The 26,477-nt window shown below is 67.8% G+C and carries 29 protein-coding genes; 19 read left to right on the top strand and 10 right to left on the bottom strand.

The window, feature by feature from the left end; all coding sequences use genetic code 11:
• The first annotated feature begins 82 nt into the window (after window positions 1–82).
• The 8 genes from AC3AP7_RS18485 (at window position 83) to AC3AP7_RS18450 (ending at window position 4,710) form a co-directional block, all read left to right on the top strand.
• Window positions 83–649, top strand: coding sequence for a chromate transporter (locus AC3AP7_RS18485; RefSeq protein ID WP_487364039.1), 567 nt, complete (start codon window positions 83–85; stop codon window positions 647–649).
• On the top strand, window positions 646–1,176 hold the full coding sequence (locus tag AC3AP7_RS18480) for a chromate transporter (RefSeq protein ID WP_487364038.1): 531 nt from the start codon (window positions 646–648) through the stop codon (window positions 1,174–1,176). Before AC3AP7_RS18485 ends, AC3AP7_RS18480 begins: the two co-directional genes overlap by 4 nt.
• Window positions 1,177–1,243: 67 nt before the next feature.
• Window positions 1,244–1,846 carry a thiamine phosphate synthase gene (locus AC3AP7_RS18475; RefSeq protein ID WP_487364037.1) on the top strand — a complete coding sequence of 201 codons (603 nt, stop codon included), beginning with the start codon at window positions 1,244–1,246 and terminating at the stop codon, window positions 1,844–1,846.
• Between the two features lie 204 nt (window positions 1,847–2,050).
• Window positions 2,051–2,263 carry a hypothetical protein gene (locus AC3AP7_RS18470; RefSeq protein ID WP_487364036.1) on the top strand — a complete coding sequence of 71 codons (213 nt, stop codon included), beginning with the start codon at window positions 2,051–2,053 and terminating at the stop codon, window positions 2,261–2,263.
• Window positions 2,264–2,506: 243 nt separating this feature from the next.
• Window positions 2,507–2,884, top strand: a complete 378-nt coding sequence (locus AC3AP7_RS18465) for a cytochrome b562 (protein WP_487364035.1) — start codon at window positions 2,507–2,509, stop codon at window positions 2,882–2,884.
• 37 nt (window positions 2,885–2,921) lie between these two features.
• Window positions 2,922–3,542 (top strand): cytochrome b, encoded by a 621-nt coding sequence (locus AC3AP7_RS18460; protein WP_487364034.1) that lies wholly within the window; start codon window positions 2,922–2,924, stop codon window positions 3,540–3,542.
• 720 nt (window positions 3,543–4,262) lie between these two features.
• Window positions 4,263–4,433 (top strand): hypothetical protein, encoded by a 171-nt coding sequence (locus tag AC3AP7_RS18455; protein WP_488324848.1) that lies wholly within the window; start codon window positions 4,263–4,265, stop codon window positions 4,431–4,433.
• On the top strand, window positions 4,402–4,710 hold the full coding sequence (locus tag AC3AP7_RS18450; protein WP_487364033.1) for a DUF3828 domain-containing protein: 309 nt from the start codon (window positions 4,402–4,404) through the stop codon (window positions 4,708–4,710). Before AC3AP7_RS18455 ends, AC3AP7_RS18450 begins: the two co-directional genes overlap by 32 nt.
• A gap of 68 nt (window positions 4,711–4,778) precedes the next feature.
• On the opposite strand, the gene AC3AP7_RS18445 is transcribed toward AC3AP7_RS18450, so the two are convergent.
• Window positions 4,779–6,305: an AMP nucleosidase gene (locus AC3AP7_RS18445; RefSeq protein WP_487364032.1), complete on the bottom strand. Its 1,527-nt coding sequence runs from the start codon at window positions 6,303–6,305 to the stop codon at window positions 4,779–4,781.
• A gap of 176 nt (window positions 6,306–6,481) precedes the next feature.
• Between AC3AP7_RS18445 and AC3AP7_RS18440 the strand changes: the two genes are divergently transcribed.
• The 6 genes from AC3AP7_RS18440 (at window position 6,482) to AC3AP7_RS18415 (ending at window position 11,564) form a co-directional block, all read left to right on the top strand.
• A complete protein-coding gene (locus tag AC3AP7_RS18440; protein WP_487364031.1) occupies window positions 6,482–6,874 on the top strand; it encodes a hypothetical protein in 393 nt (130 codons plus the stop codon).
• Window positions 6,875–7,006: 132 nt separating this feature from the next.
• Entirely contained in the window at window positions 7,007–8,005 is a 999-nt protein-coding gene (locus AC3AP7_RS18435; RefSeq protein WP_487364030.1) for a homoserine kinase, read from the top strand.
• Window positions 7,992–8,789, top strand: a complete 798-nt coding sequence (locus AC3AP7_RS18430) for a BPSS1780 family membrane protein (RefSeq protein WP_487364029.1) — start codon at window positions 7,992–7,994, stop codon at window positions 8,787–8,789. The genes AC3AP7_RS18435 and AC3AP7_RS18430 overlap by 14 nt, the downstream gene beginning before the upstream one ends.
• Window positions 8,786–9,238, top strand: a complete 453-nt coding sequence (locus tag AC3AP7_RS18425; protein ID WP_487364028.1) for a MarR family winged helix-turn-helix transcriptional regulator — start codon at window positions 8,786–8,788, stop codon at window positions 9,236–9,238. The genes AC3AP7_RS18430 and AC3AP7_RS18425 overlap by 4 nt, the downstream gene beginning before the upstream one ends.
• Before the next feature lie 137 nt (window positions 9,239–9,375).
• Window positions 9,376–9,795, top strand: coding sequence for an organic hydroperoxide resistance protein (locus AC3AP7_RS18420; protein WP_487364027.1), 420 nt, complete (start codon window positions 9,376–9,378; stop codon window positions 9,793–9,795).
• Between the two features lie 266 nt (window positions 9,796–10,061).
• Entirely contained in the window at window positions 10,062–11,564 is a 1,503-nt protein-coding gene (locus AC3AP7_RS18415; RefSeq protein WP_487364026.1) for a cryptochrome/photolyase family protein, read from the top strand.
• Window positions 11,565–11,619: 55 nt separating this feature from the next.
• On the opposite strand, the gene AC3AP7_RS18410 is transcribed toward AC3AP7_RS18415, so the two are convergent.
• On the bottom strand, window positions 11,620–11,799 hold the full coding sequence (locus tag AC3AP7_RS18410; RefSeq protein WP_487364025.1) for a DUF3563 family protein: 180 nt from the start codon (window positions 11,797–11,799) through the stop codon (window positions 11,620–11,622).
• A gap of 120 nt (window positions 11,800–11,919) precedes the next feature.
• Entirely contained in the window at window positions 11,920–13,110 is a 1,191-nt protein-coding gene (locus tag AC3AP7_RS18405; protein WP_487364024.1) for an extracellular catalytic domain type 1 short-chain-length polyhydroxyalkanoate depolymerase, read from the bottom strand.
• 367 nt (window positions 13,111–13,477) lie between these two features.
• Here AC3AP7_RS18405 and AC3AP7_RS18400 point away from each other — a divergent pair, with 367 nt between their 5' ends.
• A complete protein-coding gene (locus AC3AP7_RS18400) occupies window positions 13,478–14,188 on the top strand; it encodes a phosphatase PAP2 family protein (RefSeq protein ID WP_487364023.1) in 711 nt (236 codons plus the stop codon).
• Window positions 14,189–14,327: 139 nt separating this feature from the next.
• Here the strand turns inward: AC3AP7_RS18400 and AC3AP7_RS18395 are convergent, their stop codons facing one another.
• From AC3AP7_RS18395 to AC3AP7_RS18385, 3 genes are all read right to left on the bottom strand, one after another.
• Window positions 14,328–15,161: a TOBE domain-containing protein gene (locus AC3AP7_RS18395; RefSeq protein WP_487364022.1), complete on the bottom strand. Its 834-nt coding sequence runs from the start codon at window positions 15,159–15,161 to the stop codon at window positions 14,328–14,330.
• 387 nt (window positions 15,162–15,548) lie between these two features.
• The gene (locus tag AC3AP7_RS18390; RefSeq protein WP_487364021.1) at window positions 15,549–17,342 is read right to left on the bottom strand and encodes a CHAD domain-containing protein; all 1,794 of its coding nucleotides are present in this window, start codon (window positions 17,340–17,342) and stop codon (window positions 15,549–15,551) included.
• A 150-nt stretch (window positions 17,343–17,492) separates the two neighbouring features.
• Window positions 17,493–17,876: a tautomerase family protein gene (locus AC3AP7_RS18385; protein WP_487364020.1), complete on the bottom strand. Its 384-nt coding sequence runs from the start codon at window positions 17,874–17,876 to the stop codon at window positions 17,493–17,495.
• A 97-nt stretch (window positions 17,877–17,973) separates the two neighbouring features.
• On the opposite strand from AC3AP7_RS18385, the gene AC3AP7_RS18380 reads away from it, so the two are divergent.
• The 3 genes from AC3AP7_RS18380 to AC3AP7_RS18370 all read left to right on the top strand — a co-directional run bounded on the left by AC3AP7_RS18380 (window position 17,974) and on the right by AC3AP7_RS18370 (window position 20,792).
• The gene (locus AC3AP7_RS18380; protein WP_487364019.1) at window positions 17,974–18,780 is read left to right on the top strand and encodes a LysR family transcriptional regulator; all 807 of its coding nucleotides are present in this window, start codon (window positions 17,974–17,976) and stop codon (window positions 18,778–18,780) included.
• An 876-nt stretch (window positions 18,781–19,656) separates the two neighbouring features.
• A complete protein-coding gene (locus AC3AP7_RS18375; protein WP_487364018.1) occupies window positions 19,657–20,094 on the top strand; it encodes an MbcA/ParS/Xre antitoxin family protein in 438 nt (145 codons plus the stop codon).
• Window positions 20,091–20,792: an RES family NAD+ phosphorylase gene (locus AC3AP7_RS18370; RefSeq protein WP_487364017.1), complete on the top strand. Its 702-nt coding sequence runs from the start codon at window positions 20,091–20,093 to the stop codon at window positions 20,790–20,792. Before AC3AP7_RS18375 ends, AC3AP7_RS18370 begins: the two co-directional genes overlap by 4 nt.
• Before the next feature lie 19 nt (window positions 20,793–20,811).
• Here AC3AP7_RS18370 and AC3AP7_RS18365 read toward each other — a convergent pair whose 3' ends face one another.
• From AC3AP7_RS18365 to AC3AP7_RS18350, 4 genes are all read right to left on the bottom strand, one after another.
• Window positions 20,812–21,549, bottom strand: a complete 738-nt coding sequence (locus AC3AP7_RS18365; protein WP_487364016.1) for a metallophosphoesterase — start codon at window positions 21,547–21,549, stop codon at window positions 20,812–20,814.
• Between the two features lie 96 nt (window positions 21,550–21,645).
• On the bottom strand, window positions 21,646–23,052 hold the full coding sequence (locus AC3AP7_RS18360) for a c-type cytochrome (RefSeq protein WP_487364015.1): 1,407 nt from the start codon (window positions 23,050–23,052) through the stop codon (window positions 21,646–21,648).
• Window positions 23,053–23,077: 25 nt separating this feature from the next.
• Entirely contained in the window at window positions 23,078–24,679 is a 1,602-nt protein-coding gene (locus AC3AP7_RS18355) for a GMC family oxidoreductase (RefSeq protein WP_487364014.1), read from the bottom strand.
• A 59-nt stretch (window positions 24,680–24,738) separates the two neighbouring features.
• Entirely contained in the window at window positions 24,739–25,314 is a 576-nt protein-coding gene (locus AC3AP7_RS18350; protein ID WP_487364013.1) for a sugar dehydrogenase complex small subunit, read from the bottom strand.
• A 153-nt stretch (window positions 25,315–25,467) separates the two neighbouring features.
• Here AC3AP7_RS18350 and AC3AP7_RS18345 point away from each other — a divergent pair, with 153 nt between their 5' ends.
• Window positions 25,468–26,124: a DUF1345 domain-containing protein gene (locus AC3AP7_RS18345; protein WP_487364929.1), complete on the top strand. Its 657-nt coding sequence runs from the start codon at window positions 25,468–25,470 to the stop codon at window positions 26,122–26,124.
• The last annotated feature ends 353 nt before the right edge of the window (window positions 26,125–26,477 follow it).

Genomic DNA, 26,477 nt, shown 5'->3' with positions numbered 1-26,477 from the left:
CGCCTGTCCGCGGTGCTTTTCGCGGCGCCGCCGGCCCATTTGCGCTAACCTCCGCAAAATAGCGAACAATACGGAGAATCAGATGCCTCCCGAACCCGACACCGAGGCCGACCTCGCGCCGACACCGACGGTCGGCGAGATTTTCACGGGCTTTCTGAGGCTGGGACTGAGTTCGTTCGGCGGCGCGCTGCCGCTCGCACGCCGCGCGCTCGTCGAGCAGCGCCGCTGGCTGTCGGCCGCGGAGTTCACCGATCTGCTTGGGCTGTGCCAGTTCCTGCCCGGCGGCAACGTGATCAATCTGTCGGTCGCGCTCGGCATGCGCTTTCGCGGCGTGCCCGGCGCGCTCGCGGGACTGCTCGGGCTGATCGCGGGGCCGTCGCTGGTCGTGATCGGACTCGGCGTGCTGTACGAGCACACGCAGGACGACCCGCGCGTGCGCCATCTGTTCGCGGGGCTCGCGGCGGCCGCCGCTGGCCTGCTGATCTCGATGGCCGCGAAGATCGTCATGCCGCTGCGGCACAGGCCGGCAGGCGCGGCGATCGCGCTGCTCTGCTTCGTGGCGATCGCGTTGCTGCGCGCGCCGCTGCTGCCGACCATGCTGGTGCTCACGCCCATCAGCATTTACCTCGCTGCGAGGGCTGCGCGATGAACGCGACGCTCACGGCACTCGCGCTGATCTTCAGCCAGCTTTCGCTGCTCGCGTTCGGCGGGGGCAACACGATCCTGCCGGAAATGCAGCGCCAGGTGGTCGATGTGCATCACTGGATGACGGCACGCGAGTTCAGCTCGCTGTTCGCGCTCGCGCAGGCCGCGCCGGGGCCGAACCTGATGGTAGTCACGCTGGTCGGCTGGCACGTGGCGGGCTGGGCGGGCATGCTGGTGACGTCGGTGGCCAAGTTCGGGCCGTCGTCGGTTGTGACGGTGGTCGCGCTGCACGCATGGGACCGCTTCAAGGACCGTCCGTGGCGCCGCTATGCGCAGGCCGGGCTGGTGCCGGTGACCGCCGGCCTCGTCGCGGCGAGTGCCGCACTGATCGCGCACGCGTCCGATACGGCGCCGGTTGCCTACGCGATCACCGCGGCCTGTGCGGTCATTGCGATCCGTACGCGCGTGCATCCGTTATGGCTGCTGGCCGCGGGCAGCCTGATCGGCCTGACGGGCATCGGGCAGTTCTAGCGCGCGAGACCGATCGCGCACGACGCCGGTCGCTGCGCAGCCCGAGACGCCGACCAGAGGATCTGCGATGAGTACCCGCCCCCCCGCGACGGCCATCGGCCGGTTCGACGAACCGCTTCCGGAACACTATCTGATCACGCCGGAACCCGGCGCCGACGTCGCGGCATTTCTCGCCCGCCTGAACGCCGCGCTCGCCGCCGGCATCCGGCTCGTCCAGCTGCGCACGAAGTCGCTCGATGCCGCCGCTTGCGCGACGCTCGCGCGTGACGCGGCGGGTATCTGTCACGCGCACGGCGCCCGTCTGATCCTGAATGGCCCGCTGACCGACCCGGATGCGGTCGGCGCAGACGGGGTGCACCTGGGCAGCACGCGGCTTCTCGCGTCGACCACGCGCCCGCTTGCCACGACGAAGCTTGTATCGGCCGCGTGCCATACGGCTCGCGAACTTGCGCACGCCGAATCGATCGGGGTGGACTTCGTGACCCTGTCGCCCGTATCCACCACGGCGACTCACCCCGATGCCGTCCCGCTCGGATGGGACCGGTTTGCGGAGTTGGCGGCATCGGTCCGCACGCCCGTCTACGCACTCGGCGGGATGACGAAGCGCGACGTTGCGCGAGCGCGATCGCATGGCGCGTGCGGAATTGCGGCGATTCGCGATCTCTGGTGAAGCGGGGCGGAGTGGGGCCGCAACGCACCGGGCACAGCAGCGCCCTTCGGGCAACGCGCCGCGCCTCGGGATGCGACACGGCACACGCATAAGAAAACCTTAAGCTGCGCACCTCATGATAGGCACGACCTCTCCCGCCTGGTAGCCGGTCGTAGCGGCAAGCCCGGCGCGAGGGGTCATTCCTCACTTTATAAAAGGTGCACAATGACCATTTCGTCAATTGGCAACAATCCGGCCACGCTATCGATGCAGTTTGCGGGCCACGCCGCCTCGGGGAGTGAAGCGCACGAAGTCGGACCCGACATCGATGGCGATGCGGACGACAGCGGCGCAAAAGCGGTCTCCGCCGCCGCACGGCCGCCCGCGGTCAACTCCAGCGGTCAGACGGTCGGGACGCTGATCCACGTCACGGCGTGAGCGAGCACGGCCGCTCGGCTCCACCGTCGACGTCGATGCCGTCGTAACCCGCATCACCGGTCTCCTCGTGAGGCCGGCGTGCGTCGGGCGCCTTGCGGGCCGCCATGCATTGATCCGCCGGTCATGTGCGCCCGCGCGACATGACGCAATACGCCCCGCGCCCTGCAAGCAACGACGCCTTAAGCAGCTGTTAACCCCGCGTCGCTTAATCTCGCGAAACCGTAAGCCTCCCGGTGACCCTCCATGCTCAAGCTGATTGCACGCCCGCGCCTGTATGCACTGATCCTGCTTCCGGTCCTGCTTGCTAACGCGCCGCTCGCGCACGCGAGCGAGATCAAGGCGCTGATGAAAGACATGAAGCGCGCGATGCAAGGCGCCATGGCCAGCACGACGATGCCGGAGCTGCGCGGCTACGTGGCCCGGCTGGAAAGCGATGCCGGGCAGGCGAGCCATCAGGTCTATCGCAGCGACCAGGCGACCTACGACGAAGGCATGCGAACGCTGCAGCAGGAACTGGCGAGCGTGGACCGCGCCGTTCGCGCGAACGATATGGCCGCCGCGCGGCAAGCGTTGCGCAAGATCAACGATACGAGAAAGCATTATCACGATCTGCTGAGCTGACGAACACGCGCGTCCCGGCGCCTCGAAGGACTATCCGATGAAATACGCTCCCCGCCGCACCCGATCGGGCACGTACCGATCCGTGATTCAGATATCGCGCTATCCGCTTTCGATAAGCGTGCTCCACTGGCTGCTCGCCATCGCGCTGATCGCCAATCTGGTGATCGGGTGGCAGCTCGACGACAACGAGGAACTGGTCACGCTGCACAAGTCGATCGGCATCATTATTCTCGTACTGGTGCTGATCCGCATTGCGAACCGGCTGCGCATGAGGCGGCATTTGCCGCCTTCGATCAATGCCGTCGGCTCGCTTCCCCATCGCGCCGAGCAGGCGGTACATCGCCTGCTCTACGTGCTGATGCTCGTCATCCCGATCCTGGGGTGGCTGAAGACCAACGCGGCAGGTCACGCCGCGAACTGCTTCGGCATCCTGTCGCTGCCTGCACTGGTGCCGCAGAGCCACGCGCTATCGCGCGTGTTCGGCGAACTCCATGCGTTGTGCGCCTATGGACTGGCCGTGGTGGCCGGTCTCCATGTTCTGGGCGCACTGGCGCACTGGATCGTCAAGTCGGAGAATCTTCTGCCGCGCATCCTTCCGCGCATCGTTCCGGTGTCCGGGCGCCTGAGCGCCAGGGACAGGGCGAACGAACGCGCCTGACTCGGGTCGTCGTGCGTGGGGGCCGTGCCTGGAAGGCGCGTGGGCGAAAGGTCATCCGGTTACTGAAATGCCAGTCCCCGTGTGCGCGGCCAGACGGCTATGCGGCATCCTGCATAAGCCGACGCCATTGAGGCCCCTTCAGGATTCGGCGGATATTGCACGCTAACGACAACAATACCTTCGATACAGGGTTCCTGGAGCAATGGAGCCTCTCCGCAGAGCGCAATCGTTGTACGCACACGAATCGTTGTACGCACACGATTAGAAGAAGACTGCGTCTATCGCCGGAAAGCGACCTTAAAGTATTTTGCGAGATTACCCCCGGCTTAGACTAATGTATTTGCCGGAGACGCTTATATCTCATAGTGGTTCGTTTGCAGCCGATTTCGCAAATAGTCGAGCTGAGCCCTCCAGCCTTGGCCGATGTGCTCGTTACGTGGGGCGTGCTGACGAATCGGGCGGAATATCACTCGAGCACACGGCGCACGCCAAAGACATGGGAAAGGCATTGCTCGCCGCGGGCTTTCGCGAGACTACGTGAGTGCCACAAACAGGTGACGTCGTGGTAATCCAGCCCGCCCCGGGTCATCCTGACGTGCACGCGGCGATCTATGATGGCCAGTACTGGATTTCAGACTTCAAGCAACGACATGGTCTATACCCCGGCCCGGCCTACCGTGCATCCCGCCCCCATACAAGATCTATCGCCACAATTGACCCATGAAACGTCTGCTCTCAACGATATTGCTCCTGCTGACGCTGGCCACGGCGGGAACAGCCGCAGCCCGTGGCAACAGCGACACACCCGAAGCGCGTGCCGGCGCATTTTATTCGTGGTTTATCCAGCACGACACGGATCGTGTCTTATCCGTTGCAGCTCCCTGCAATTAACCAGTACGTTGCAAAAGACATGGTTATCCGGCTTGGGGATGACTATGCCCATTCGGGTCCGCCCGGTGGCGTGGACTACTTCCTGAAGGTCCAGGACTATGACAGCAATGATTGGCTGGCGCATACGGCAACGCATCCGGCAATCATACCAGGCGGAGTGGCTGTGGTGCCTATCACGTTCGGCTCGAAAGAGCCAACAAGCGTACTGGTGTTCATGCGCCAAATCGATGGCATGTGGAAGATCACAAAAATTTCCGACACCTGGGATTATCGCTGACCAGGCGATGCCGGCCAGACAACCCACCGCCCGGCGCATCCCCAAAACGCGCGCCGGGCGACCGTTTGCTACTGAAACGCCACCTCCGCAAAGCTGCGCAGTTTCCGGCTATGCAACTTGTGCAGCCCGTTCGTGCGCAGCAGTTCCATCGCTTTCACGCCGATCTGCAGGTGCTGGTCCACCTGCGCGCGATAGAACTGGTCCGCCATGCCTGGCAGCTTCAGTTCGCCGTGCAGCGGCTTGTCCGATACGCAGAGCAAGGTTCCGTAAGGCACGCGGAACCGGAAGCCGTTCGCGGCAATCGTCGCGCTTTCCATGTCGAGCGCGATCGCGCGGCTTTGCGACAGACGCTGCACCGGTTCCCGATGCTCGCGCAGTTCCCAGTTGCGGTTGTCGACGCTCGCCACGGTGCCGGTGCGCATGACGCGCTTGAGCTCCACGCCGTCGAGCTGCGTGACCTGCGCGACCGCCCGCTCGAGCGCCACCTGCACCTCCGCGAGCGCCGGGATCGGCACCCAGAGCGGCAGGTCGTCGTCGAGCACGTGATCCTCGCGCACGTACCCGTGCGCGAGCACGTAGTCGCCCAGCCGCTGCGTGTTGCGCAGCCCCGCGCAGTGGCCGAGCATGATCCACGCATGCGGGCGCAGCACCGCCACGTGATCCGTAATCGTCTTCGCGTTCGACGGCCCGACGCCGATGTTGATCATCGTGATGCCGCTGCCGTCCGCGCGCTTCAGGTGGTACGCAGGCATCTGCGGTTGACGCGGCGGCGGCGCGCCCTCGTCGCCCTGCTCGTCGAGGTTCGCGTTGTACGTGACGACGTCGCCCGGCTCGACGAATGCCGAATACTCGCTGCGGTACGCACGCAGCTCGGGGTCGTCGGTATGCGCCATCATCGTGCGGCCGAGCTTGATGAACTCGTCGATATAGAACTGGTAGTTCGTGTACAGCACGTAGTTCTGGCAGTGCGTCGGCGAGGTCGCCGTGTAATGCTTGAGCCGGTGCAGCGAAAAATCCACCCGCGCCGCGGTGAACAGCGCGAGCGGATACGGCTCGCCCGGCTCCGGCTCGTACGTGCCGTTGACGATGCGGTCGTCGAGAAAGCGCAGGTCCGGCGTATCGAACACGTCGCGCATGCCGAACAGGCGCTCGCGGTCGAGGTCGCCCTCCAGGTGGATCCCCTCCGCGAACGCGAAATGGATCGGAATCGGCTGCTCCGACACGCCCACCTCGATCTTCACATGATGGTTCTTCGTCAGCAGCCGCAGTTGCTCGCGATAGTAGTTGCCGAACAGATCGGGCCGCGTGACCGTGGTCTCGAACGTACCGGGTCCGGCAACGAATCCGTACGAGCGGCGCGAATCGATGTGCGTGTTGACTTCGGTGCGCACCCTGACGAAAGGATAACAGGCCCGCACCCGGCGCTCGAACGGCTCGTTGCGGCGATAGCGCGCGAACGCGTCGCGCAGGAAAGACGTGTTGGCTTCGTAGATGGCGGACAGGTAGGCGACGGCCTCGACGGCATCGTCGAACGCTTCGGCCGGAAATTCGCTCGCAGGCACCTGCACCGCGCGGGAAGGGAGGTTGTTGTTCATCGTCGTTCGCCTCGGTTGATGCAACGACATTACCACGGAACCTCGCCCCGTTGAGCCGGGCCGCGCGGCGCGCCGGACTGCCGGCGTGCGCCGCGAAAGCGGCGCAGAATAAGGGTATTGCGCCCGTGGGCAAAGCGGGATTTGCTAAAATCGGGCCATCCATCCGGAGAATCCACATGAAGCCGCTCCTCCCCGTTGTCGTCGCGCTGGCCCTCGCTGCCAGCCACCCGGCGATGGCCCAACAGGCCAGCCCCCCGGCGCACGCCGAAAAGCCGATGTCCGCGAACGAGCGCGCCGGCCTGCCGGACCTGGACAAGATCAACCGGCCGGCCGCCGAGGTCAGCTCGAAGGTCGAGATCAACCCGCCGCGCGTGCCGAGCTTCTACGAAAAAACGCCGAACGGCACTGAAATCACCGAATACCGCGACAAGGGCAAGCCGGTGGAAATCGACGTCCGCTCGAATTTCGGCACCCACTACCAGATGAGCGCGCCGGCCGACCCGTCGCCGTCGATGCCCGAAAACGGCCATACGAGCCAACGTCTGCCGTCCCTGAGCCTGAGCTACTGACGAACCGGGCGCGCGCGGCCGTGCGCTGCGCGCGCCGCCACCGCGCCCGAAGCCGGCGCCGTCCGCGCGCCCCCTCCGGCCGCACCGGCCGCCGTGCGCGCCAGCCCAACCACCTGACCCGACGTCTCACGCATGGCTGTCTTCACCGCTGTTTCCGAATCCCAACTTGCGCACTGGATGCGCCGCTACGATCTCGGCGAGGTCGTCGCGTTGCGTGGCATCGCCTCCGGCATCGAGAACAGCAACTTCTTTCTCACGACCACGCGCGGCGAATACGTGCTGACCGTCTTCGAGAAGCTCACGGCCGCGCAACTGCCGTTCTACCTCGAACTGATGCAGCATCTGGCCGCCCACCGCGTCCCCGTGCCGGACCCGATGCCGCGCGACGACGGCGCGCTGTTCGGCCTGCTGCACGGCAAGCCCGCCACGATCGTCACGAAGCTCGACGGCGCGCCGCAACTCGCGCCGGGTGTCGAGCACTGCGTCGAAGTGGGCCAGATGCTCGCGCGCATGCACCTTGCCGGGCGCGATTTCACGCGCCATCAGCCGAACCTGCGCAGCCTGCCATGGTGGCAGGAGACGGTGCCGGCCGTGCTGCCCTACCTGGACGGCGCGCAGCGCGAGCTGCTCACGTCGGAACTCGCCCACCAGCAGGCATTCTTCGCATCGGCGGATTACGCGGCGCTGCCTGGCGGCCCGTGCCATTGCGACCTGTTCCGCGACAACGTGCTGTTCGCGCATGCGGAGCCGGGCAGCGGCCATGAAGTGCGCCTCGGCGGCTTCTTCGATTTCTATTTCGCCGGGTGCGACAAGTGGCTGTTCGACGTCGCGGTCACCGTCAACGACTGGTGCGTCGATCTCGCTACCGGCCGGCTCGACGATGCGCGCGTCGACGCGATGCTGCGCGCGTACCAGACCGTGCGTCCGTTCACGCCGGCCGAGCGCCGCCACTGGGGCGACATGCTGCGCGCGGGCGCGTACCGCTTCTGGGTCTCGCGCCTGTATGATTTTCATCTTCCACGTGAGGCCGAGCTGCTCAAGCCTCACGATCCTGGCCATTTCGAACGCATTCTGCGCGCGCGCCTCGCCGGTGCCGCGCCTCCTGGCGTCCCTACTCATGCAACTGATTGAAGTCCCCGCAAAGACCGGTTATGTGTGGTTCCGCCAGGGCATCTGGCTGTTCCGCAAAAATGCGCTCGCATTCCTGACGCTGTTCATCGCCTACGTGCTGGTCATGACGCTGATCGCGCAGATCCCGCTGATCGGCGGCATCCTGCCGCTCGCGTTCATTCCGGGTGTCGCGGTCGGTTTCATGGCGGCGTGCCGCGACACCGTCGCCGGCAAGCCGGTGCTGCCGACCCTCCTGGTCGACGGCTTCCGCTCCTATGGCCCGGTGGTCGCGAAACGCCTGGCCGTGCTCGGCATCCTGTACGTGATCGCCATGGGGCTCGTGCTGGCCGGCTCGGCGATCGCCGACGGCGGCGTGCTGCTGCGCGTGATGCTCGGCACCGCGTCGCTCGATCCGGACACGATCGAGAACAGCAACATCCTGCTCGCGGTGCTCGCGGCGATGGTGTTCTATATCCCGGTCGCGATGCTGTTCTGGTTCTCGCCGGTGCTCGCCGCGTGGCACGACGTGCCGCCGGTGAAAGCGATGTTCTTCAGCCTCGTGAGTTGCTGGCGCAATCGCGGCGCATTCGTCGTTTTCGCGCTGCTGTGGTTCGCGGTGGCGAGCGTCGTGTCGTTCGGCCTGTCCGCCTTGGCGCAGGCGCTCGGTGCGGGCAATTTCGCCTTTGCCGTGCTGATGCCCGCGACGATCATCATTACGACCATGGTCTATTGTTCGTTTTACGCGACTTACCGCGGCTGCTTCGGCATCCAGGACCAGCAGGCTTCCGACCGGACCGACCCATGAAGCAGCGCACTGCGATTCCGCTCACCCTCGACGAACAGCTCTGCTTCGCGCTCTACTCGACGTCGCTCGCGATGACGAAAGTGTACAAGCCGATGCTGGAGAAGCTCGGCCTGACCTACCCGCAATACCTCGCCATGCTGGTGCTGTGGGAAGGCCACGACCTGACGGTGAAGGACATCGCGACGCGTCTGAATCTCGACCCCGCCACCGTTACGCCGTTGCTCAAGCGTCTCGAAACGCAAGGTTACGTCGCGCGCGTACGCGGCACCGAGGACGAGCGCCTCGTGTACGTCCGGCTGACCCAGGCTGGCGCCTCGCTCAAGCGCGCGGCGCGCGACATTCCCGCCGACATCCTCTGTGCGACCGGGCAAAGGCCCGAATTCCTGATCCGGCTGCGCGACGATCTGACGCGGCTGCGCGCCACGCTCAACGACGCCATCGAACCCTGAGGCACGCATCAGTGGGCGTGCAGGTCTTTCGTGATCATTTAATTTGCACACTAATTATTTGTGTAGTATATTTATGCCTATGCCGATGCGCAGCCAGAATCAGGCATCCCTCCCCTGACGAACAAGGAGCAGCAAAAATGAACGTGCTTTACAAGGCAACCGCAACCAGCACCGGCGGCCGCGACGGCCGCGCCGTCTCCTCGGACGAGGCGCTCGACGTTAAACTCGCCGCCCCGCGCGAACTGGGCGGCAACGGCGCAGCCGGCACGAACCCCGAACAGCTTTTCGCGGCCGGCTATTCGGCATGCTTTCTGAGCGCGATGAAGTTCGTCGCGGGTCAACGCAAGCAGGCGCTGCCCGCCGACACCACCGTCACCGCGGACGTCGGCGTCGGTCCGAACGATGCGGGCGGCTTCGCACTCGACATCGAATTGCGGGTCGCACTGCCCGGCCTCGCACCGGAAGCGGCGCGCGAGCTGGTCGATACCGCGCATCAGGTCTGCCCGTACTCGAACGCGACGCGCAACAACGTCGACGTGCGCGTCCGGGTAGCGTGACGGCGGGCGCATCCTGCAAGACCGCGGGGCGCCTCGCGCCGCCGCGCCGCCGCGCCGCCGCGTCGCCGCGCCGATGAGCGGCCGATGAGCGGCCAGAATCGGCAACGGCGTGCGCGAGGCCCTCACCTCGCGCCAATGTAACGGGTTTGCATCGCTAAACGTTGCACGGTGCGCCTCTATCAGGACGGGCAGAGTGGTATCGTCGAACCCCGGCGCCGTGCGATGTACGGAACGGCGCCGCCGATACCCTTCATTGATCCTCGCCCATGACCCGTCCCCGACGCCTGTCTACCGATTTCGATTCCGGCCTCGTCTGGTTTCGCCGCGATCTGCGCCACACCGATCAGGCGGCGCTCTATTACGCTCTTAAGCACTGCCAACGAGTCTGGTGCGTGTTTGTCTTCGACACGACGATCCTGCAGCCGCTCGTGGACGACTGGCGCGCGCGCGACGCCGAGCGCGCGCCTGAAGACCGGCGCGTCGACTTCATCGTCGCAGCCGCGCGCGAACTCGATGACGCATTGCGCGCGAAAGGCGGGGGTCTGGTGATGCTGCACGGCGATCCGCGCGAGGCCATGCCCGCGCTCGCGCGCCGGCTCGGTGTCGATGCGGTCTTCGCCAATCACGACTACGAGCCGGTAGCGCTCGCGCGCGACGAAGCCGTCGCCGGCGCGTTGAGCGCCGATGGCCGCGCGCTGATCACGTTCAAGGACCAGGTGATCTTCGAGCGCGACGAAATCCTGACGGGACAGGGCAAGCCGTTCACCGTGTTCACGCCCTACAAGAACGCATGGCTGAAGGCACTGGGCGCATTCGACCTGAAGCCCTACCCGGTCGAATCGTACGACGCGCACCTGGCCGCGCCACCGGCGGATCTCGCGCAGACGTCGCCCACGCTGAAGCAGTTGGGCTTCGCGCCGAGCAATCTGACCGCGCTGAAGCTGCCGACCGGCATGAGCGGCGCGCAACATCTGCTGGAAGATTTCGCGAGCCGTATCGACGGCTATGCGGAGCGCCGCGACTTCCCGGCCATCAAGGGCCCAAGCTACCTGTCGATGCATCTGCGCTTCGGCACGGTGTCGATCCGCACGCTTGCCCGGCTGGCACACGAACTGTCGCTGCAGCCGGATGGCCAGGGCGCCGCGACATGGCTGTCCGAGCTGATCTGGCGGGACTTTTACTTCATGATCCTCGCGCACCATCCGCGACTCGCGGACGGCGCGTCGTTCAAGCCGGAATACGATGCACTGCGCTGGGAAACGGGCGCCGCGGCCGATGCGCTATTTGCAGCGTGGTGCGACGGGCGCACGGGCTACCCGCTCGTCGATGCGGCGATGCTGCAGCTGAATCAGACCGGCTACATGCACAACCGGCTGCGGATGGTCACCGCCAGCTTTCTGGTGAAGGATCTGGGGATCGACTGGCGCCGCGGCGAACGCTATTTCGCGACGCATCTGAACGACTTCGACTTCTCGGCGAACAACGGCGGATGGCAATGGGCGGCATCGACCGGCTGCGATGCGCAGCCCTACTTCCGAATTTTCAATCCGGTCACGCAGTCGGAAAAGTTCGACCCGGAAGGACGCTTCATCAAGCGCTACCTGCCGCAGCTGGCGAACGTGCCGCCGCGCTGGATCCACGCGCCGTGGCTTGCCGGCGCAGACCGGCTAATGGACTGCGGGGTAACGCTCGGCCAGCACTACCCGGCCCCGATCGTCGATCACGCCGACGCGAGGCAGCGCACCCTGGCGCGCTTCGGCAAACAATAATGGGCACTCACATACGCACCCGCCGGCGTCGCCGGTGGTGCGCAACCGCGCAGGCTCAGTATTGCGACAGCCAGGCCGGATGGCGGCGCGTGGCAGCCTCGCGATCCAGCTTGCGCATGCGGAATTCCAGATCGTACAGATCGGTCGCTTCGGCCAGGTAGGCGTCGCCACGCTCTTTTGCGCGCTCGTCAGCGGACTTCGTCAGGAACAGGAACAGGCGGCTCAGCAGGTACATGATCAACCTCGACAAGAAACTAAGGGTTTTCACTTAGTGTGTAACCCGTATTTTAGGGAAAACCCTAGGTCTTGCCAAGCGATCTTTTCCGAATCGTTGCTCTAACCGCACAGCCGGCCATCAGGCCCGCCCGAGCAGGGCGTCGATCAGTCCTGCGCTCTCCGCGCGCGGCGCGGCACGGCGCTGTTGCCGGAAAAAATCCCAGATCATCGCGCTCGCGTCAGGGCCTCGGGACGAATGAAACGGCACCGCGTCGTCGCCGCCGCTCCACGCATGGCCGAGCGCCTGCACGCGGCACAGACGCACGATCCGGCGGGCGCCGCGCAGGGCGTCGTGCGTCACGACGCCTGCCTTGCGCTCCTCGCGCACCTCGCCGCCGCACCGCTCGCCGTGCGCATCGAGCAGGCCGTTCAGGCGCTGGAACTGCATGTCGAGCTGCTCCGCGTTGACCGGCGACACCACGGGGTCCGCGTCGCCGTGGATGATGATCGCGGGCATGCCGGGATACGCCGCGACGTCCACAGCGGCGTCGACGAGCGCGACCGGATCATGGCGCGCGCCGCGCCGCATCACGTCCATCGCGACAATCCCCGAATGCGCCTCGCCGAACGCCGGCCCGGAGTGCAGCGCGACCGCCGCGAAACGGTCCGGATAATGCGTGGCGAGCAGGCTTGCGAGCCCCGCGCCCGCCGACAGCCCGGCCACATAGACCCGCTGCGCGTCAAAGCCATGCTCCGCGACGAGCGCGTCGACCAGCGACACCACCGCACGCGCCTCCGCGCCGCCGGCCGCTTCGCTCGCGTCATACCAGTGCCAGCAGCGGTGCGGATGCGCATGCTTCGACTGTTCCGGATACACGACGGCAAAGCCGAAGCGATCGGCAAGCAGATTCATCCGCGTGCCCTCGGCAAACTCGTCGATCGACTGCTTGCAGCCGTGCAGCATGACGAGCAGCGGCCGCGGTTGCGGGGCATCGCCCGGCGGGACGTACAGGCCGTATTGCAGATGATTCACCAGCCGGCCGGGTGCGGCGGGCGCGGAATGAAACGAGCGCGTCCACGCGCCGCCCGCCCAGGCGGCGGCGCGGGGCCGCACACGCGATTCGCGGGCGCCGGGCCGCGGCGCTTCGCGCTTGGGCGTCGAGCGGATCTTTGTGGATACCTTGGCTGGCTTGAGCTTCGCCGACACCTTCGTGGCCGGTCGCAGCGGCCGCGTCGCCGGGCGGCGCAGCGTATCGCGCGCGTGCTGCGACTGGATCGCAATCAGACGTTTCAGTCCGCCCAGCCAGATTTTCGTCAGACTTTTTGTCATCGGATGCTGACCTCGTGGAAAAAGGGGGAGCGATTCGGCGGTGCCGAATCGCGCAGTTGTGCATTGCACAATAACATCAATCCGTCCACGCCGCTTCGACCCGCCATGACCTGCCGTGATCCGCCGTGCCCCCACGCGCTGCCCCTGCGCCGCTGCGCGGACAGGGCCGCGACGCCACGTCGCAGTGCGCGCGGCGAGGCGGGATGTCGGACTTTGCGGCCTGCTCCCGACTATACTTGCAGAAGGTGCTATCCCGCGCGCGCGTCCGGCCGCGCGCAGCCGCTGCGCCGCCAACCCGCGTCATCTGGCAGGTTGGCGCGTTCTCAACTGCTTCACTTTCAGGCGGCGTTGCCGCCCACGCTGAGCCATGCCCGAGTTGTCCCTGCATTCCTGGTATTCGATCACGAGCTTCGGCGGCGCGGGCTTGACGCTGCCGCTCGCGTTCGCCATCGCATTGTGGCTGGCGCTCGGCTACACGTGGCGGATGGCCGCGGGCTGGCTGCTGCTGCTCGGCGCCGCGATCGGCGTGGTGGCGGTCACGAAGATGGCGTTTCTCGGCTGGGGCGTGGGCGTGCGGGCATACGACTTCACCGGCTTGAGCGGACACGCGATGTTGTCGACGGCGGTCTATCCGGTCGCGCTGTTCCTGATGCTGCTGCCGGCGCGCCCGCCGATCCGCCTGCTCGGCGTCGTCGCCGGACTGGCCACCGGGATCGCGGTCGGGCTCTCGCGCGTGGTGCTCGACGCCCATTCGCCGTCGGAGGCGATCACCGGGTGCCTCGTCGGCGCAGTCACCGGACTGCTGTTCATCCGCTGCTCGTGGGATGCGGCGCCGGGCCGGCTCTCCGCGGTCCCGGTCGCGGTCAGCCTGATGATGCTGACCGTCGGACTGCACGACGTGCATCTGCCGACGCAGCGCTGGGTCACGCACATCGCCCTGAAGGTGTCGGGCCACGAGCGGCCGTATATCCGCGCACGCTGGAAAGCGGGCCGTTACGATCATCCGAAGGCTGCGCCGCTGTCGCAATCGCGAAACACCCCGGCGCCGCTCGTGAAGCCGGCCTCGGACAGCGTCTAGAAGCGGGCACCCCTGCGGTGCCACGGTGCCACGGCGCCACAGCGCGCAAGCGCCCCGGACGCGCCGAACGGATCGGCCGCTCCGCCGCTGCGCCGCTTACGCTGCGCGACTGCTCGCGCTGCGCGGGCGCCAGCCGCGCTCAGCCGCCCACGCCAAGAATCACGCTCGATGCCTTGAAGACCGCCAGCGCCGGTTTGCCCGGCGCGAGTTCGAGCGCGTGCGCGCTATCGTTCGTGATGATCGCCGTCACGAGCGCGCCGCCTTCGAGCATCAGCGGGACCTCCGTGTTGACCGCCCCGCGCCTGACCGCCTGCACGATTCCGCGCAACTGGTTGCGCGCGGACAGCCTGGGCGGCGCGCCGCCGTCGTCGGCAACCAGCACGACCCACGACGCCTTGATCAGCGCAATCGCATCGGCCCCCTCGGCAAGCCCGAGCGTTTCGGTACTCTCGGACGTCAGCACGGACACGATCGTCTGTCCGCCGGGCAGCGCGAGCGTCACTTCGTCGTTGACCGCGCCTCGCGTGATCGACACCACCTTCCCGTAGAGCTGGTTGCGCGCGCTCGTCTTGACGCTCATGCGGCCGATCAGCGCCCAGTCGCTGGCGAAGCCGTCGATCGCCGCGCCCGCGCGTTCGAGAAAACGGCGATGTTCGCGCTCGACGGCGGCATATGTGTCGATGAGCCGCAACGCGCGCGGCGTGAGCGTCGTGCCGCCGCCGCCCTTGCCGCCGGTGGTGCGCTCGACGAGCGCCTCGCCCGCGAGGTTGTTCATCGCGTCGACCGCGTCCCATGCGCCCTTGTAGCTCATGCCGACCGCTTTCGCCGCGCGGGTGATCGAGCCGGTATCGCGGATTGCCGCGAGCAGCGCCATGCGCGACGCGCCGCCGAGCGTCTGCTCGCCGGTCTGGAACCAGACGGAACCGCCGAATCCGAACGACACGCGGGGAGGCGCAACAGGTTTTGAGCACATGATGACGAACGGCAACCGATATGCGTCATTCTAGCTGTGACCCGTGCTCGCCCTGTGCTCGGCCTGCGTTGGCCCTGCGTTCGATCCGCACTCGCCCTGCGTTCAACCTGTGCTCGGCCTAAACTCGATCCGCAATCGCCCTGCGTTCAACCTGCGCTCGACCTAAACTCGGCCTGCGCTCGGCCTGCGCTCGCCCTGCGTTCAACCTGTGCTCGACCTCAACTCAACCGGCTCTCGCCCTGCGTTCAACCTGCGTTCAACCCGCGCTCGGCCTAAACTCGACCGGCACTCGCCCTGCCTCCGCCCTGGGTTCCACCTTGCCCCCGCCCGACCCTCCACCCGCGTGCTACCCTGCGTCCCCCTGCCTTCAACCCGCGCCCGCACAGGTCAGGCGCGCCCGCCATCGCCGGCGGCGATGCGCGGCTTGCGCACCGTGCGCAGCAGGCGCTCGCCTTCCTGGGTCGTATAACGCTGGGTAGCCTGACACCAGCCGCGCGCAAAGCCGGCCTGATACGGGTCGACATCGAGCAGCACGAGATAGCGCAGCGCCACCGCGGCATCGTTGCCGTCGCCGAGCACGCTCTGCACGCGGCTTACGGTCTTCGCGCAGTCGTTGCGGGTTGCCGGCGTCGTAATGGACGCGAAGAATTCGAGCGCATAGCGCACGTACTTCGCGTGGATGCGCTCCTTGTGACGCGCAGCGTCGTCGAGCGCCGTCAGACTGGGCGCCGCGACGAGCCGCTTGTACGACTTGCGCAGGCGCTTTTTCGCATATGCGCGCAGGGACACGTTCTCGTACCGCGCCGGCGGCGCGCGACCGGACAGCGCGTGCAGCCAGGCAAGCCACGCGAGCGCCAGTTGCGCATACCGCGCGTCGCCCAGCGCGGCCTGTGCGGCCGCACGCGCTTCGAGGCGGCGCGCGTGCGCCGCCTCGCGCGTCGCCTGCCAGCGCGACGGGTCAGCGTCTGCGGCGATGAGACCCGGCAGCGTCGCGTCGACGAACACGTCCCAGTCGCGCGCCGCACCGAGCACCCCGCCCAGCCATTCGAGCCCGGGCGCGATGCGCGCGCGCCAGCCGGCGTCGATCCAGCCGCTAAAGAGGCGCATCGCGGTACGCAGGCGGCGCTGCGCCACCCGCATCTGATGGATGAACTCGGTTCCGGCGTCCGCGCGCACGCCGGCGTCGTTGCCGAACCAGTGCCGCGCAAGCTCCCCGCCGATCGCGACGAGCGCCGCATGTGGCGACGCCGTGCGCGTCAGGTCGAGCGGCGCGGCGCGCACGGGCTGCACCGCGCCTGTGCAATCGGCAGACGCGGCGGACGCGGCGGATGCGGCGGATGCGGCGGACGCGGCGCCATCGACGCGCTCCAGCGCGCTCGCCAGAACCGGAAACGCCGGCAGCGCCGCGACGATGTCGTCGGCCGCCGCAAAGAGCGCCGGCACGTCGTCGATGCCGGGCGTCGACAGGCGGATCTCGCGCAATCCCGGACCGGGCGCGGCGTCGCGCGCGTCCGGATAGTCGAAGACGATCTCGACGGGTACGCCAGCCTCCGTCCGCCGCGGCAGCACAACACGTTCGACTGCGTACCGCGCGAGCCTCCCGAGCGCGTCCGTGCCCACCGCCATGTCCGGCAGCGGCACGGCGCTGTCGATCAGCGCGGCGACCGGCAGCGCGGCGCACCCATCGGGCCACGCGCACGGCGCGTCGTAGAGCGTATCGATCGCCGCGATGCCGGGCGACACCCCCGCCCGCCGCGACACCACGAGCCGCGTCCCCTGCGCGCCGGGCTCGAAGCGCACCTGCAGACCGTGCGCGGCGAGCGCGCCGCCGCTGTCGAAACGGCCGAGCACCCCATGCCACGCATTACCCGCATGCGCGCGCGCTTCGTCGTTGGCGCGCGCTTCGCGATGCGTGCGAGCGCCGCCGCGCGACACCGCCCTGACTTCGCCGCCGGCAGACCGTGCCCTGCGACGCGCCGAACCCGCTGCAGCCTCAACGGCTTTCGTCGCGACCATGCCCGCTTGCGTGCCCAGCGGCAGACTCGCCAGCACCGCCGCGAGCGCGGCGTCGCACGAGTCGCCCGAATCGCCGGCGCGCGCGCGATGGCCGCGTCCCTGCTGCACGAACCACGCATCCGCAGCCTGCTGTGGCACTTCCAGCACGATTTCGAAGACGCGCAAATTGCCCCCGGCTCATGAAAGACAGGCCGCGCATCGGACGATGCGCGGCTGTCTTTCATGGTACATGCGCGCGGCGGAACAGGAACAGCAGAGATACGCCCACGAGTGCGCGGGCGCGCCATGCGCGCCCGCGTGCGTCAGGCGGCGGCGTCAGCCCGCATACTGCGCGATCCCGTGGCCGAACGACCAGTTCTCCTTCGCCACGTCGACGAGATTGACGAACACATCTTCAGGACGCACGCCCGGATGCGCCGCGAGATGGCCGGCGATGCGCCGGTATAGCGCCTGTTTCTGTTCGGATGTCCGCGTGTTGCTGACAGCGATCTGGATCATCACCAGATCGTCGCTGCGCGCGATGTCCAGGTAGTGCTTGCCGTAGAAGAAGTTGTCCGCGTCGTGCTCGGTCACGACCATGAACATGTCGTCGTCGGGCACGTTGAACGTCTCCATCAGCGAACGGTGCACGCCCTCGACGAGCGCCTTCCGGTAAGCGGCCGGCTTGCCGGCACGTACTGCGATGCGGGTGAACGGCATGATGAACCTCCCTGTGGATGAACGTATGCCGTCAGATTAGTGCGCCCCATCCATAATGAACAGATATCATCGGATATTTCATTTATATTGATTCGAAATGAAAGTTCTGGACCTCGACGCGGTCCGCGCCTTCGTGCGGGTAGCCGACCTGCACAGCTTCACGCGCGCAGCGGACGCTCTCGATACGACGCAATCGGCGATCAGCCTGAAGCTCAAGCGGCTCGAAGCGCATCTCGGCAAGCGGCTGATCGAGCGCACGCCGCGCCTCGTCCGGCTGTCCGCGGACGGGCAGGTGTTTCTCGGCGCCGCGCGCGAACTCCTGAGCGCGCATGAGCGGGCGCTCGGCTCGCTTGACGGCAAGCGCCGCCGGCTGGCGCTCGGCCTGAGCGAGCACGTCGCCGGGCCGGGGCTGCCCGCGCTGCTGGCGCGGCTCAATGCGGACGATCCGGGGCTCGTGATCGAGCTGCAGCTTGGCTTGTCGGCGGCGCTGCTCGCGCAATTCGACGCGCGCCGGCTCGATGCCGCGATCATCCGTCAGGAAGCCGACGAGCCGGTCCGCGACGACGCCCTCACGCTGTTCGGCGAGGCGCTGCCGCTCGCGCTGCTCGCCGCGCCATGCCATGTGCGCGCGCTTGCGCTGCGTTCGCTCGACGACGCGGGCGTCGCGTGGCGGGAAGCCTTTGTCGGAGGCGGGGTGACGGCGGTCGGCGCAGCCGTCGCGGCCGGGCTCGCGGTGTCGGCGCTGGCGCCGCGGGTCGCGCCGCGCGGTCTGGCGGACGTCGGCGCGCGGCTCGGGCTGCCGGCGTTGCCGGACTCGCGTGCCACGCTCTATTCCCGCGTGCGCGACCCGCGCACACGCGAGACGCTGCGCCTGCTGGCAGGCGCGCTCGCGCGCAACGGCTGACGCACGGAGCCCGTCGCGCGGAAATGAAACCCGCTCAACGCGCGCTACGACACATTTACGATCCGATCAATGCAGGATCGGCGGCAGATTGCGGCTGTTGTTGCCGGCAGCCTGCATCGGCGTGGCCGCCGGCGCAGGCTGCGACATGGATTGAGGTCCGGGCGGAGGCGCGGGCCGCACGGGGGCTGCGGCGCTAGCATGACCCGCCTGCGGCTGCGCCGACCCGCGATGCTCGGGCTTGCGCTGCGCCGTATGTGCCGTATGTGCCGTATGTGCCGTATGTGCCGTATGTGCCGTATGTGCCGTATGTGCCGTATGTGCCGTATGTGCCGTATGTGCCGTATGTGCCGTATGTGCCGTGTGCGCCGTATGCGCCGTATGCGCCGTATGCGCCGTATGCGCCGTATGCGCCGTATGCGCCGTATGCGCCGTATGCGCCGTATGCGCCGTATGCGCCGTATGCGCCGTATGCGCCGTATGCGCCGTATGCGCCGAAGCATGCGGCTTCGTATCTGCCGCCGGATGCCGGCCGCCGTTGCGCGGCATGGCGGCCGTGCCGTGCTTGCGCGCGTGCGGGTTGGCCGCTTCGTGCCGCTTCGCCGGCTTGTCGTGCGTGCGGCCCGCATGCGAAGGATGCGGCGCTGCCCGCATCGCCTCAGGCGGATTCCATGTTTCGGTGTACTTCGCCGCCTGCGCACTCGTCAGGCAGCATGCCGCCGCCAGGGCGACCGCCACGTCCCGCACCCCCTTCACCCGCATCGTCCGATCCTCGTTTCGCCTCGTTTCGCCTGATTGGCCGCGCGATTATAGCAACAGACTTGCATTCGTCCCAAACTGGACTATTATTCAAAATACGTACAGATTAGGACTTCGATCATGTCGCATGCTGCCCGCGCCTCCCGTGGCGAGCCGCCGCTGCGCCGGCCCGGCGCGGCGCCGTCGCTGGCCGAGATGTCGGCTGCGGGCTTGCGCGCGTTCTTCGGCATTGCCCGCGACTGGGACCTGAGCGTGGACGAGCAGCTCGTCCTGCTCGGCTCGCCGGGCCGCTCCACGTTCTTCAAATGGAAAGCGCAGCCGCACAGCGCGCGCCTGACGCGCGATACGCTCGAACGCCTGTCGCTGCTGCTCGGCATCTACAAGGCGCTGCAGATCCTGCTGCCGCAGCCGGCCGCGGCGGACGGCTGGATCAAGCGCCCGAACAGCGCACCGCCGTTCGGCGGCCGCCGCGCGCTCGACCGCATGCTCGCGGGCAACATCAGCGACCTCGTCGCCGTGCGTCAGTATCTCGATGCGATGCGGGGCGGCTGGGCGTGACCGACATTCACTGGCAAGACCGCTGGCGCACGGCATCACTCGACTGGTCGCCCGCTTACCGGGTCATTCCGACGCGGTTTCCGGCGGTGAACCTGTTCGATCGCGTCGCGTCGCCCGAAGACTTCGACGCGCTGTACGCGCTCGAAGCGATGACCAACGACCGCCTGCGCACCGAACTGGGCGAACTCGACCTGGTGCCGCGCGAGGAGCGCCGCTTCGGCCCCGGCTTCGGGCCGATCATGGCGGCGTTCACGCATCTGAACCCGCTCGGCAGCCGCTTCTCGGACGGCCGGTTTGGCGTCTTCTATTGCGCGCGTTCGCGCGCCACCGCGATCGCGGAGACGCGCTATCACGCCGGCCTGTTTCTCGCCGCCACCGGCGAGGCGCCGATGCGCCAGCAGATGCGTCTCTACACGGTCGTCGCGCACGGCGAGGTGGTCGATCTGCGCGACGACGCATCGCTCGACCCCGCGGTGCTCGCGCCGCACGCGTATGCGGCCGGTCAGGCGCTCGGGCGCGCGGTGCGCGAGGCCGGGGCGCCGGGCATCGCGTATCCGTCGGTGCGCGACGCCGGCGGCGAATGCCTCGCGGCGTTCCGCACCGCGCTGCTGCGCGATTGCCATCACGCCGCGTATCTGGAATACAACTGGAACGGCCGCACCGTCGACATGGTGTTCGAGCTGAATCAGGTCGGCTGAGCGGCGGCCCGCCGGGCGCTCAGGGCAGCGCGAGCGCGGCCGCCCCGTCGGCGCGCGCGTCCTCGACCGTCACCGACCAGCGGTTCGCCTTGCGCGCCTCCACCATGGTCAGCCTGCCGCCCGGGCCGAACGCGCCGGTATCGATGAACACCTGCGCGCCGATCTGCACGATGCCGCGCATCGGCGTATGTCCGCAGTACGTGAGCGACAAGCCGCGCTGGCTGCCCGGATCGCCGTCGCCGGTCGCGAGCTGGCGGCCCCACAGCAGTTGCTGGCGTTCGTCGGCGGAAAAATCGCCCGCGTCGAGCGCGGCGTCGGTGCCGAAAAACTCCGCGTGCAGCACGTTGAAGCGCTCGCTGCCGCTGCCCACCACCCGCACGAGCGGCAGGCGCGCCAGCCGCTGCGCGTAAGCGAGCAGCGCGTCATCGGACAGTTGCGCGGCCCAGCCGCCGCCGATCCCGTACCAGTACTGCGGGCGCAGCCGCCCTTCGACAACCGCGCACAGCGCGTCTTCGTGATTGCCGAGCACGGCGTGAAACCACGGCTTGTCGAGCAGCGCGAGCGCCGCTTCGGACTGCGCGCCGCGGTCGATCAGGTCGCCGACCGAGAACAGCCGGTCGCGCGCCGGGTCGAAGCCGACCTCGCGCAGCAGATAGCGCAGCGCATCGACACAGCCGTGCAGATCGCCGACGACGAAGTCGCGGCCCGCCCGATTGACGGGATGATGGGTGACAGCAGGAGCAAGAAGAGAAGCCATACGCTGATGATAGGCCGCCAACGCAAAGCGCGTATGCGCGGTGTCTCGCTTTTCTCGGCCGGTCGGCGCGCGCGTGGCCGGCGCGCCGCCGGCCGGTCATTGCGGTTCGGCGCGCAGCTTCGCGACCTCGTCCGCGGTGAGCGTCGCGTGCGGATCGCCGAAGTGCCCGGTCACATAGTTCGCGATCGCGGCGATCTGCGGGTCGCTCAGATGCGCGGCGAATGCAGGCATCAGCACGTCGGCTTCGGCCGTCTTGCGGCTCACGCCGCGCAGGATCACCAACGCGAGGTTGTCCGGATCGCGCGCGCCGACCGTCGTGTTGTGGATCAGCGACGGATACGCCCCCGGCGCGCTCGCGCCGACGCCCGCCCCGCTCCAGCCGTGACAGGACGCGCAGTTCGCGATGAACAGTTGCGCGCCGTCGATGCCGCTCACCTTCACGCCGCGCAGCGCCGCGACGTCGTCGGCCGGCTGCCCCCACGCGTCGCGCGCGCGCGTCTCGCCGCCGGCCACCGGCGGCAGCGCGCGCAGATACGCGACGATCGAGTTCAGGTCCTCATGGGTCAGATACTGCGTGCTGTGCGCGACCACCTCGGCCATCGGTCCGGCCGCATTCGCGCGCCCCGGCACCGCGCCGGTCGCGAGGTAGCCGATCAGTTGCGCGTCGCTCCAGGTGCCGATGCCGCTTGTCTTGTCCGGCGTGATGTTGAATGCGTGCCAGCCGTTTTGCGTCGCCCCCGAGAAGCGCTCGCCTGTTTTCAGGCCCTGCATGAAGTTGCGCGGCGTATGACATTCCTCGCAATGCGCGAGCCCTTCGACCAGATAGGCTCCCCGGTTGTGCTCGGGGCTCTGGTTCGGATCCGGCACGAAGCGCCCCTCGGTGAAGTTGAACAGATTCCAGAACACCATCAGCCAGCGCTGGTTGAACGGAAAGTTCAGCGCATTGCGCGGCGGCGTGTAGTGGATCGGCTTCAGCGTGTTCAGGTAGGCGCGGATCGCCATCACGTCCTCGCTCGTGACCCGCGTGTACTCGACGTACGGAAACGCCGGATACAGATGCTCGCCGCCCTTGCCGATGCCCTCGTGCATCGCGCGCAGAAAGTCGGTGTCGCTCCATTGGCCGATGCCGGTATCGGGATCCGGCGTGATGTTCGGCGTGTAGATCGTGCCGAACGGCGTGCCGATCGGCACGCCGCCCGCGAACGGACGGTTCGGGTCGGCCGTATGGCAGGCCGCGCAGTCGCCGATGCGCGTCAGATAGGCGCCGCGCCGCACCAGTCCGGGGTCGCCCTGCGCGTCGCCCGGCTGCGCGCTGTCGTCGGCCAGCGCCTGCCGGATCGGCAGTTCGTCCGGGTGCAGCGGCGGCAGGTCGCGCGCGGCCTGCCACGCGACATACAGCGCGGCGCACGCGAAAGCCGCCGCCAGCAAGCCCGCGCGCACCGGCGCGCGGCGCGTGGAGGGCGCGCGCCGGGGGGACGGCGGGCGAGGCGTCGGGTTCGTCATGAGGGCTCTCCGTCGGGGTCTCGCGTCAGATCTCGCGCTTGAGCTTGCCGGCAAGCCGCAGCGCCAGCGCGGCAACGGTCAGCGTGCAGTTCACGGACCCGGCGCTCGGCATCACGCCGCTGCTGGCGACGAACAGGTTCAGGTGGTCGTGCGTGCGGCAGTCGGCATCGACGACGGAATTCGCCGCGTCGCTGCCCATGATCGTCGTGCCCATGATGTGATTGTTCGGTGCGAAAGCGTCGTCGAACGCGACCTCGGTGGCGCCGAGCAGCGCGGCGATGCGCGCGTACTGCGCGTGCGTATCCGCGGCGCTTTTCCGGACATAGTCGTTGATCGAATAGGTGATCTCGGGCTGCGGGATGCCGAGAGCATCCTTGTGATCCGCGGACGGCACGATCCGGTTCTGCGGCTCCGGCAGGTGTTCGTGAAAGCTGTTGATCGTGAGCGTGCGCGCCGCGCGATCGTAGATCTCCCGGTCCAGTTCGGCGCCGGTCAGCCCCTTGTCGAGCAGCGCGGCGGTGACGGCCGGCGTCTGCACCGCATTCGAGAGATGCAGCTTCTTTGCCGCATAGTCCGCGCGAAACGCGCCGTCGCGGAAATTGACAATCGAGGTCATCTCCATCGGACCGCGGCCGGGCCACAGCCGCTCGCTCGCGCGAAACGTGACGCCCGTGCCGGGGTGATCCATCAGGTTGCGGCCGACCTGGTCCGACCGGTTGCCGATGCCGTGCGGGAACCGGCTGGACGTCGACATCAGCATCAGCTTGGGCGTCTCGATGCCGTTCGCGGCCAGCACGAACAGCTTGCCGCTCACGCGCGTGCTGTGCCCTTGCGGATCCCGGTAATGCACCGCCGTGACGAGGCCGCTGTCGTCGGCCTCGATGCGGTACACGACCGCCTGCGCAATCAGCCGCGCGCCGGCCTGCTCGGCCTTCTCGACATGCATGATGCCGTTGTACATGGCCCCGATCGGACAGATCGGCATGCAGTTGTTGTTGCCGCAGCAGGTGGGCCGCGCGTCGTAGGGACGGCTGTTGCGCGCAACGGGCTCGGGCACGACCTGAAAGCCCTGCGCGTTGAGCACGTCGGAAAAACGCTGATCCATGTACGACAGCGGCAGTTGCGCCATCGGGTAAGGATGCGCGCGCGGCGAGCCGAGGTCGACCGGCGACGCCGGGCCCGACACGCCCAGCGCGACTTCGGCGGCATCGTACCAGGGCGCGAGCGTCGCGTACGGGAACGGCCAGTCGCGGCCCACGCCGTACAGCGCATGCAGCTGGAAATCGGATGGCAGCAGCCGCCACGCGGCGGCCGCCCAGTGCCAGGTGGTGCCGCCCACCATACGCAGATATTGCGAGTTGTACGGATAATCGCCCTTCTGGATCATGTAATGATTCGGCGGCGAGTACTCCGGATGCGGCGCAAACGGCGCGCTCGGATACGGCGTCGCGAAATCGCCCTTGGCCGGCGAGTTGCGAAAATTCTCGACGATCTGCCAGCGCGGAATCCGCGGCCCCGCTTCGAGCAGGATCACCGACGCGCCCGCGAGCGCCATCTGGTGCGCCACCAGACTGCCCGCGACGCCCGAGCCGACGACCACCACATCGGCTGAATCTGCATTTGCCATCGCTTTCCTCTTCTGCTGGCCTGTCGTTGCCTGCCGGTGCGCGGCACGCAGCGCGGGACTCAGGCGGCGGTGGGCTGGCTGGCCCAGTAGAACGGCACGTCGCGGCAATACGACGGAATCGTCAGCACGTCCCGGACGGGATCGAACATCAGCGCGCGCTCGTACGCGACGACCTGCACGTTCGGCATCTCGCCGACGAGCCCGAGATACCAGGCGCGCATCACCGCGCGCACCGTCTTCGCCAGCGCGGGGGAGTCCGCTTCCAGCGCCTGCGTCACGGTATCGGACGGCACGCCGCCGTGGTCGTTCAGCCAGGTGTCCAGCGCGGCGACATTCTGCACGAACTGGCTGTCGGCCTCGGCGAGCGCGCCGTAGACCCGCTTGCCGAGCACCGGATCGAAGCGGCTGCGCCCGGTCAGACGCCGCGACAGCGCGAGAAAGGCATCGAGGTCCGCGCCCGCGGCCGGCTCGGCCAGCGCCGACGCCACGCCGAACGGCGCCCCGAGCCGCGCCGCACCCGCGAACGCGAGCAGCGCCGCGGCGGCACATGCGCGGCGCAGCCAGCCGCGCCGGCTCGCCGACTGCGGACCGACGCGACCGGCCGTGCCGTGAACGTTCTCTTGCAGATCTGTCATCGCGGCTCCGTCGAAATCGACACCCTGCTCAAGGCGGTTGCGACAGACTATAGCTGGCACGCGTCGATTCGACAAATGCCGGCCGGCGCGCGCCGGTCCGCGTGCAGGTTAGAATCGGCCACGCCCTCGCCGCTTACCGTCTCCGCCATGGCCATGAATCTCTATCCGCAGGTGCTTCGTCATCGTCCGCGCATGGTCGCGGGACTCGTGGTCGGCATCGCCGCCGCACTGGCCGTTCCGGCGCACCTGCGGCCGATGGTGCGGGTGCTGGCGGGGTGGGACATCGCGGTCTGGACGTACCTCGTGCTGATCTGGGCGCACATGGCCGGCGCGCACGAAAGCCGCGTGCGCGAGACCGCCATGCGCGACGACGAGAACGCCGGCGTCGTCCTGTTCGTGATCTGCCTCGCGACGGTCGCGAGCATCGCGGCGATCGTGCTGGAACTCGCCACCGCGAAGAACCTCGGCGCCGGCTCGACGCTCGCCCATTACCTGATGACCGGGCTCACGCTGATCGGCGCGTGGTTCCTGATTCCCACCATCTTCACGCTGCATTACGCGCGGCTTTACTACGGCTCCGATCCGCACGACACCGCGCTGAAGTTTCCCGACAAGGTGCTGCAGCCGGATTACTGGGACTTTCTGTACTTCTCGTTCACGATCGCGGTCGCCTCGCAGACGTCCGACGTCGTGCTGTGCTCGCGCCAGATTCGCCGCGCGACGCTCGCGCAATCGATCCTGTCGTTCTACTTCAACGTCGCGGTGCTCGGACTGTGCATCAACATCGCGGCCGGCCTGATGGGCTCCTGAGAGACGGGCGCATGACACGGCGCATGACGGGCGCGTGACCCGCACTGCGCATTTCGCGATGCGGCGCCACCAGGCCGCGCGTGCGGCTCGCCGCATCGGCCGCGTGTAAAGCGCACGCGCCGCGCGCCTGAATTACACGGCCCGCCCCCGTCTGCACGGCTCTCCCCCGTCTCCCGCACCACGACGGCGCGTCCCGGCTCGCCCGCTGCACGCCGTTGCCGCGCCGTTACCGCGCCGTTGCCCGCATTGCGTCTGCCGCACCTCTGCCGCACCTCTGCCGCACCTCTGGCACACCGCTTGCTGCCCCACTGGCTGCCCCGCTGGCCCCCCGACCGTACCGGTTGGCGTCCGCG

Source organism: Paraburkholderia sp. PAMB 6770 (assembly GCF_057748135.1).
This window is presented reverse-complemented; position numbering and strand designations above follow the sequence as displayed.

Coding starts and splice junctions, on each gene's coding strand:
- AC3AP7_RS18485 (WP_487364039.1), top strand. CDS start 83: ATGCCTCCCGAACCCGACACCGAGGCCGACCTCGCGCCGACACCGACG.
- AC3AP7_RS18480 (WP_487364038.1), top strand. CDS start 646: ATGAACGCGACGCTCACGGCACTCGCGCTGATCTTCAGCCAGCTTTCG.
- AC3AP7_RS18475 (WP_487364037.1), top strand. CDS start 1,244: ATGAGTACCCGCCCCCCCGCGACGGCCATCGGCCGGTTCGACGAACCG.
- AC3AP7_RS18470 (WP_487364036.1), top strand. CDS start 2,051: ATGACCATTTCGTCAATTGGCAACAATCCGGCCACGCTATCGATGCAG.
- AC3AP7_RS18465 (WP_487364035.1), top strand. CDS start 2,507: ATGCTCAAGCTGATTGCACGCCCGCGCCTGTATGCACTGATCCTGCTT.
- AC3AP7_RS18460 (WP_487364034.1), top strand. CDS start 2,922: ATGAAATACGCTCCCCGCCGCACCCGATCGGGCACGTACCGATCCGTG.
- AC3AP7_RS18455 (WP_488324848.1), top strand. CDS start 4,263: ATGAAACGTCTGCTCTCAACGATATTGCTCCTGCTGACGCTGGCCACG.
- AC3AP7_RS18445 (WP_487364032.1), bottom strand. CDS start 6,305: ATGAACAACAACCTCCCTTCCCGCGCGGTGCAGGTGCCTGCGAGCGAA.
- AC3AP7_RS18440 (WP_487364031.1), top strand. CDS start 6,482: ATGAAGCCGCTCCTCCCCGTTGTCGTCGCGCTGGCCCTCGCTGCCAGC.
- AC3AP7_RS18435 (WP_487364030.1), top strand. CDS start 7,007: ATGGCTGTCTTCACCGCTGTTTCCGAATCCCAACTTGCGCACTGGATG.
- AC3AP7_RS18430 (WP_487364029.1), top strand. CDS start 7,992: ATGCAACTGATTGAAGTCCCCGCAAAGACCGGTTATGTGTGGTTCCGC.
- AC3AP7_RS18425 (WP_487364028.1), top strand. CDS start 8,786: ATGAAGCAGCGCACTGCGATTCCGCTCACCCTCGACGAACAGCTCTGC.
- AC3AP7_RS18420 (WP_487364027.1), top strand. CDS start 9,376: ATGAACGTGCTTTACAAGGCAACCGCAACCAGCACCGGCGGCCGCGAC.
- AC3AP7_RS18415 (WP_487364026.1), top strand. CDS start 10,062: ATGACCCGTCCCCGACGCCTGTCTACCGATTTCGATTCCGGCCTCGTC.
- AC3AP7_RS18410 (WP_487364025.1), bottom strand. CDS start 11,799: ATGTACCTGCTGAGCCGCCTGTTCCTGTTCCTGACGAAGTCCGCTGAC.
- AC3AP7_RS18405 (WP_487364024.1), bottom strand. CDS start 13,110: ATGACAAAAAGTCTGACGAAAATCTGGCTGGGCGGACTGAAACGTCTG.
- AC3AP7_RS18400 (WP_487364023.1), top strand. CDS start 13,478: ATGCCCGAGTTGTCCCTGCATTCCTGGTATTCGATCACGAGCTTCGGC.
- AC3AP7_RS18395 (WP_487364022.1), bottom strand. CDS start 15,161: ATGTGCTCAAAACCTGTTGCGCCTCCCCGCGTGTCGTTCGGATTCGGC.
- AC3AP7_RS18385 (WP_487364020.1), bottom strand. CDS start 17,876: ATGCCGTTCACCCGCATCGCAGTACGTGCCGGCAAGCCGGCCGCTTAC.
- AC3AP7_RS18380 (WP_487364019.1), top strand. CDS start 17,974: ATGAAAGTTCTGGACCTCGACGCGGTCCGCGCCTTCGTGCGGGTAGCC.
- AC3AP7_RS18375 (WP_487364018.1), top strand. CDS start 19,657: ATGTCGCATGCTGCCCGCGCCTCCCGTGGCGAGCCGCCGCTGCGCCGG.
- AC3AP7_RS18365 (WP_487364016.1), bottom strand. CDS start 21,549: ATGGCTTCTCTTCTTGCTCCTGCTGTCACCCATCATCCCGTCAATCGG.
- AC3AP7_RS18360 (WP_487364015.1), bottom strand. CDS start 23,052: ATGACGAACCCGACGCCTCGCCCGCCGTCCCCCCGGCGCGCGCCCTCC.
- AC3AP7_RS18355 (WP_487364014.1), bottom strand. CDS start 24,679: ATGGCAAATGCAGATTCAGCCGATGTGGTGGTCGTCGGCTCGGGCGTC.
- AC3AP7_RS18350 (WP_487364013.1), bottom strand. CDS start 25,314: ATGACAGATCTGCAAGAGAACGTTCACGGCACGGCCGGTCGCGTCGGT.
- AC3AP7_RS18345 (WP_487364929.1), top strand. CDS start 25,468: ATGAATCTCTATCCGCAGGTGCTTCGTCATCGTCCGCGCATGGTCGCG.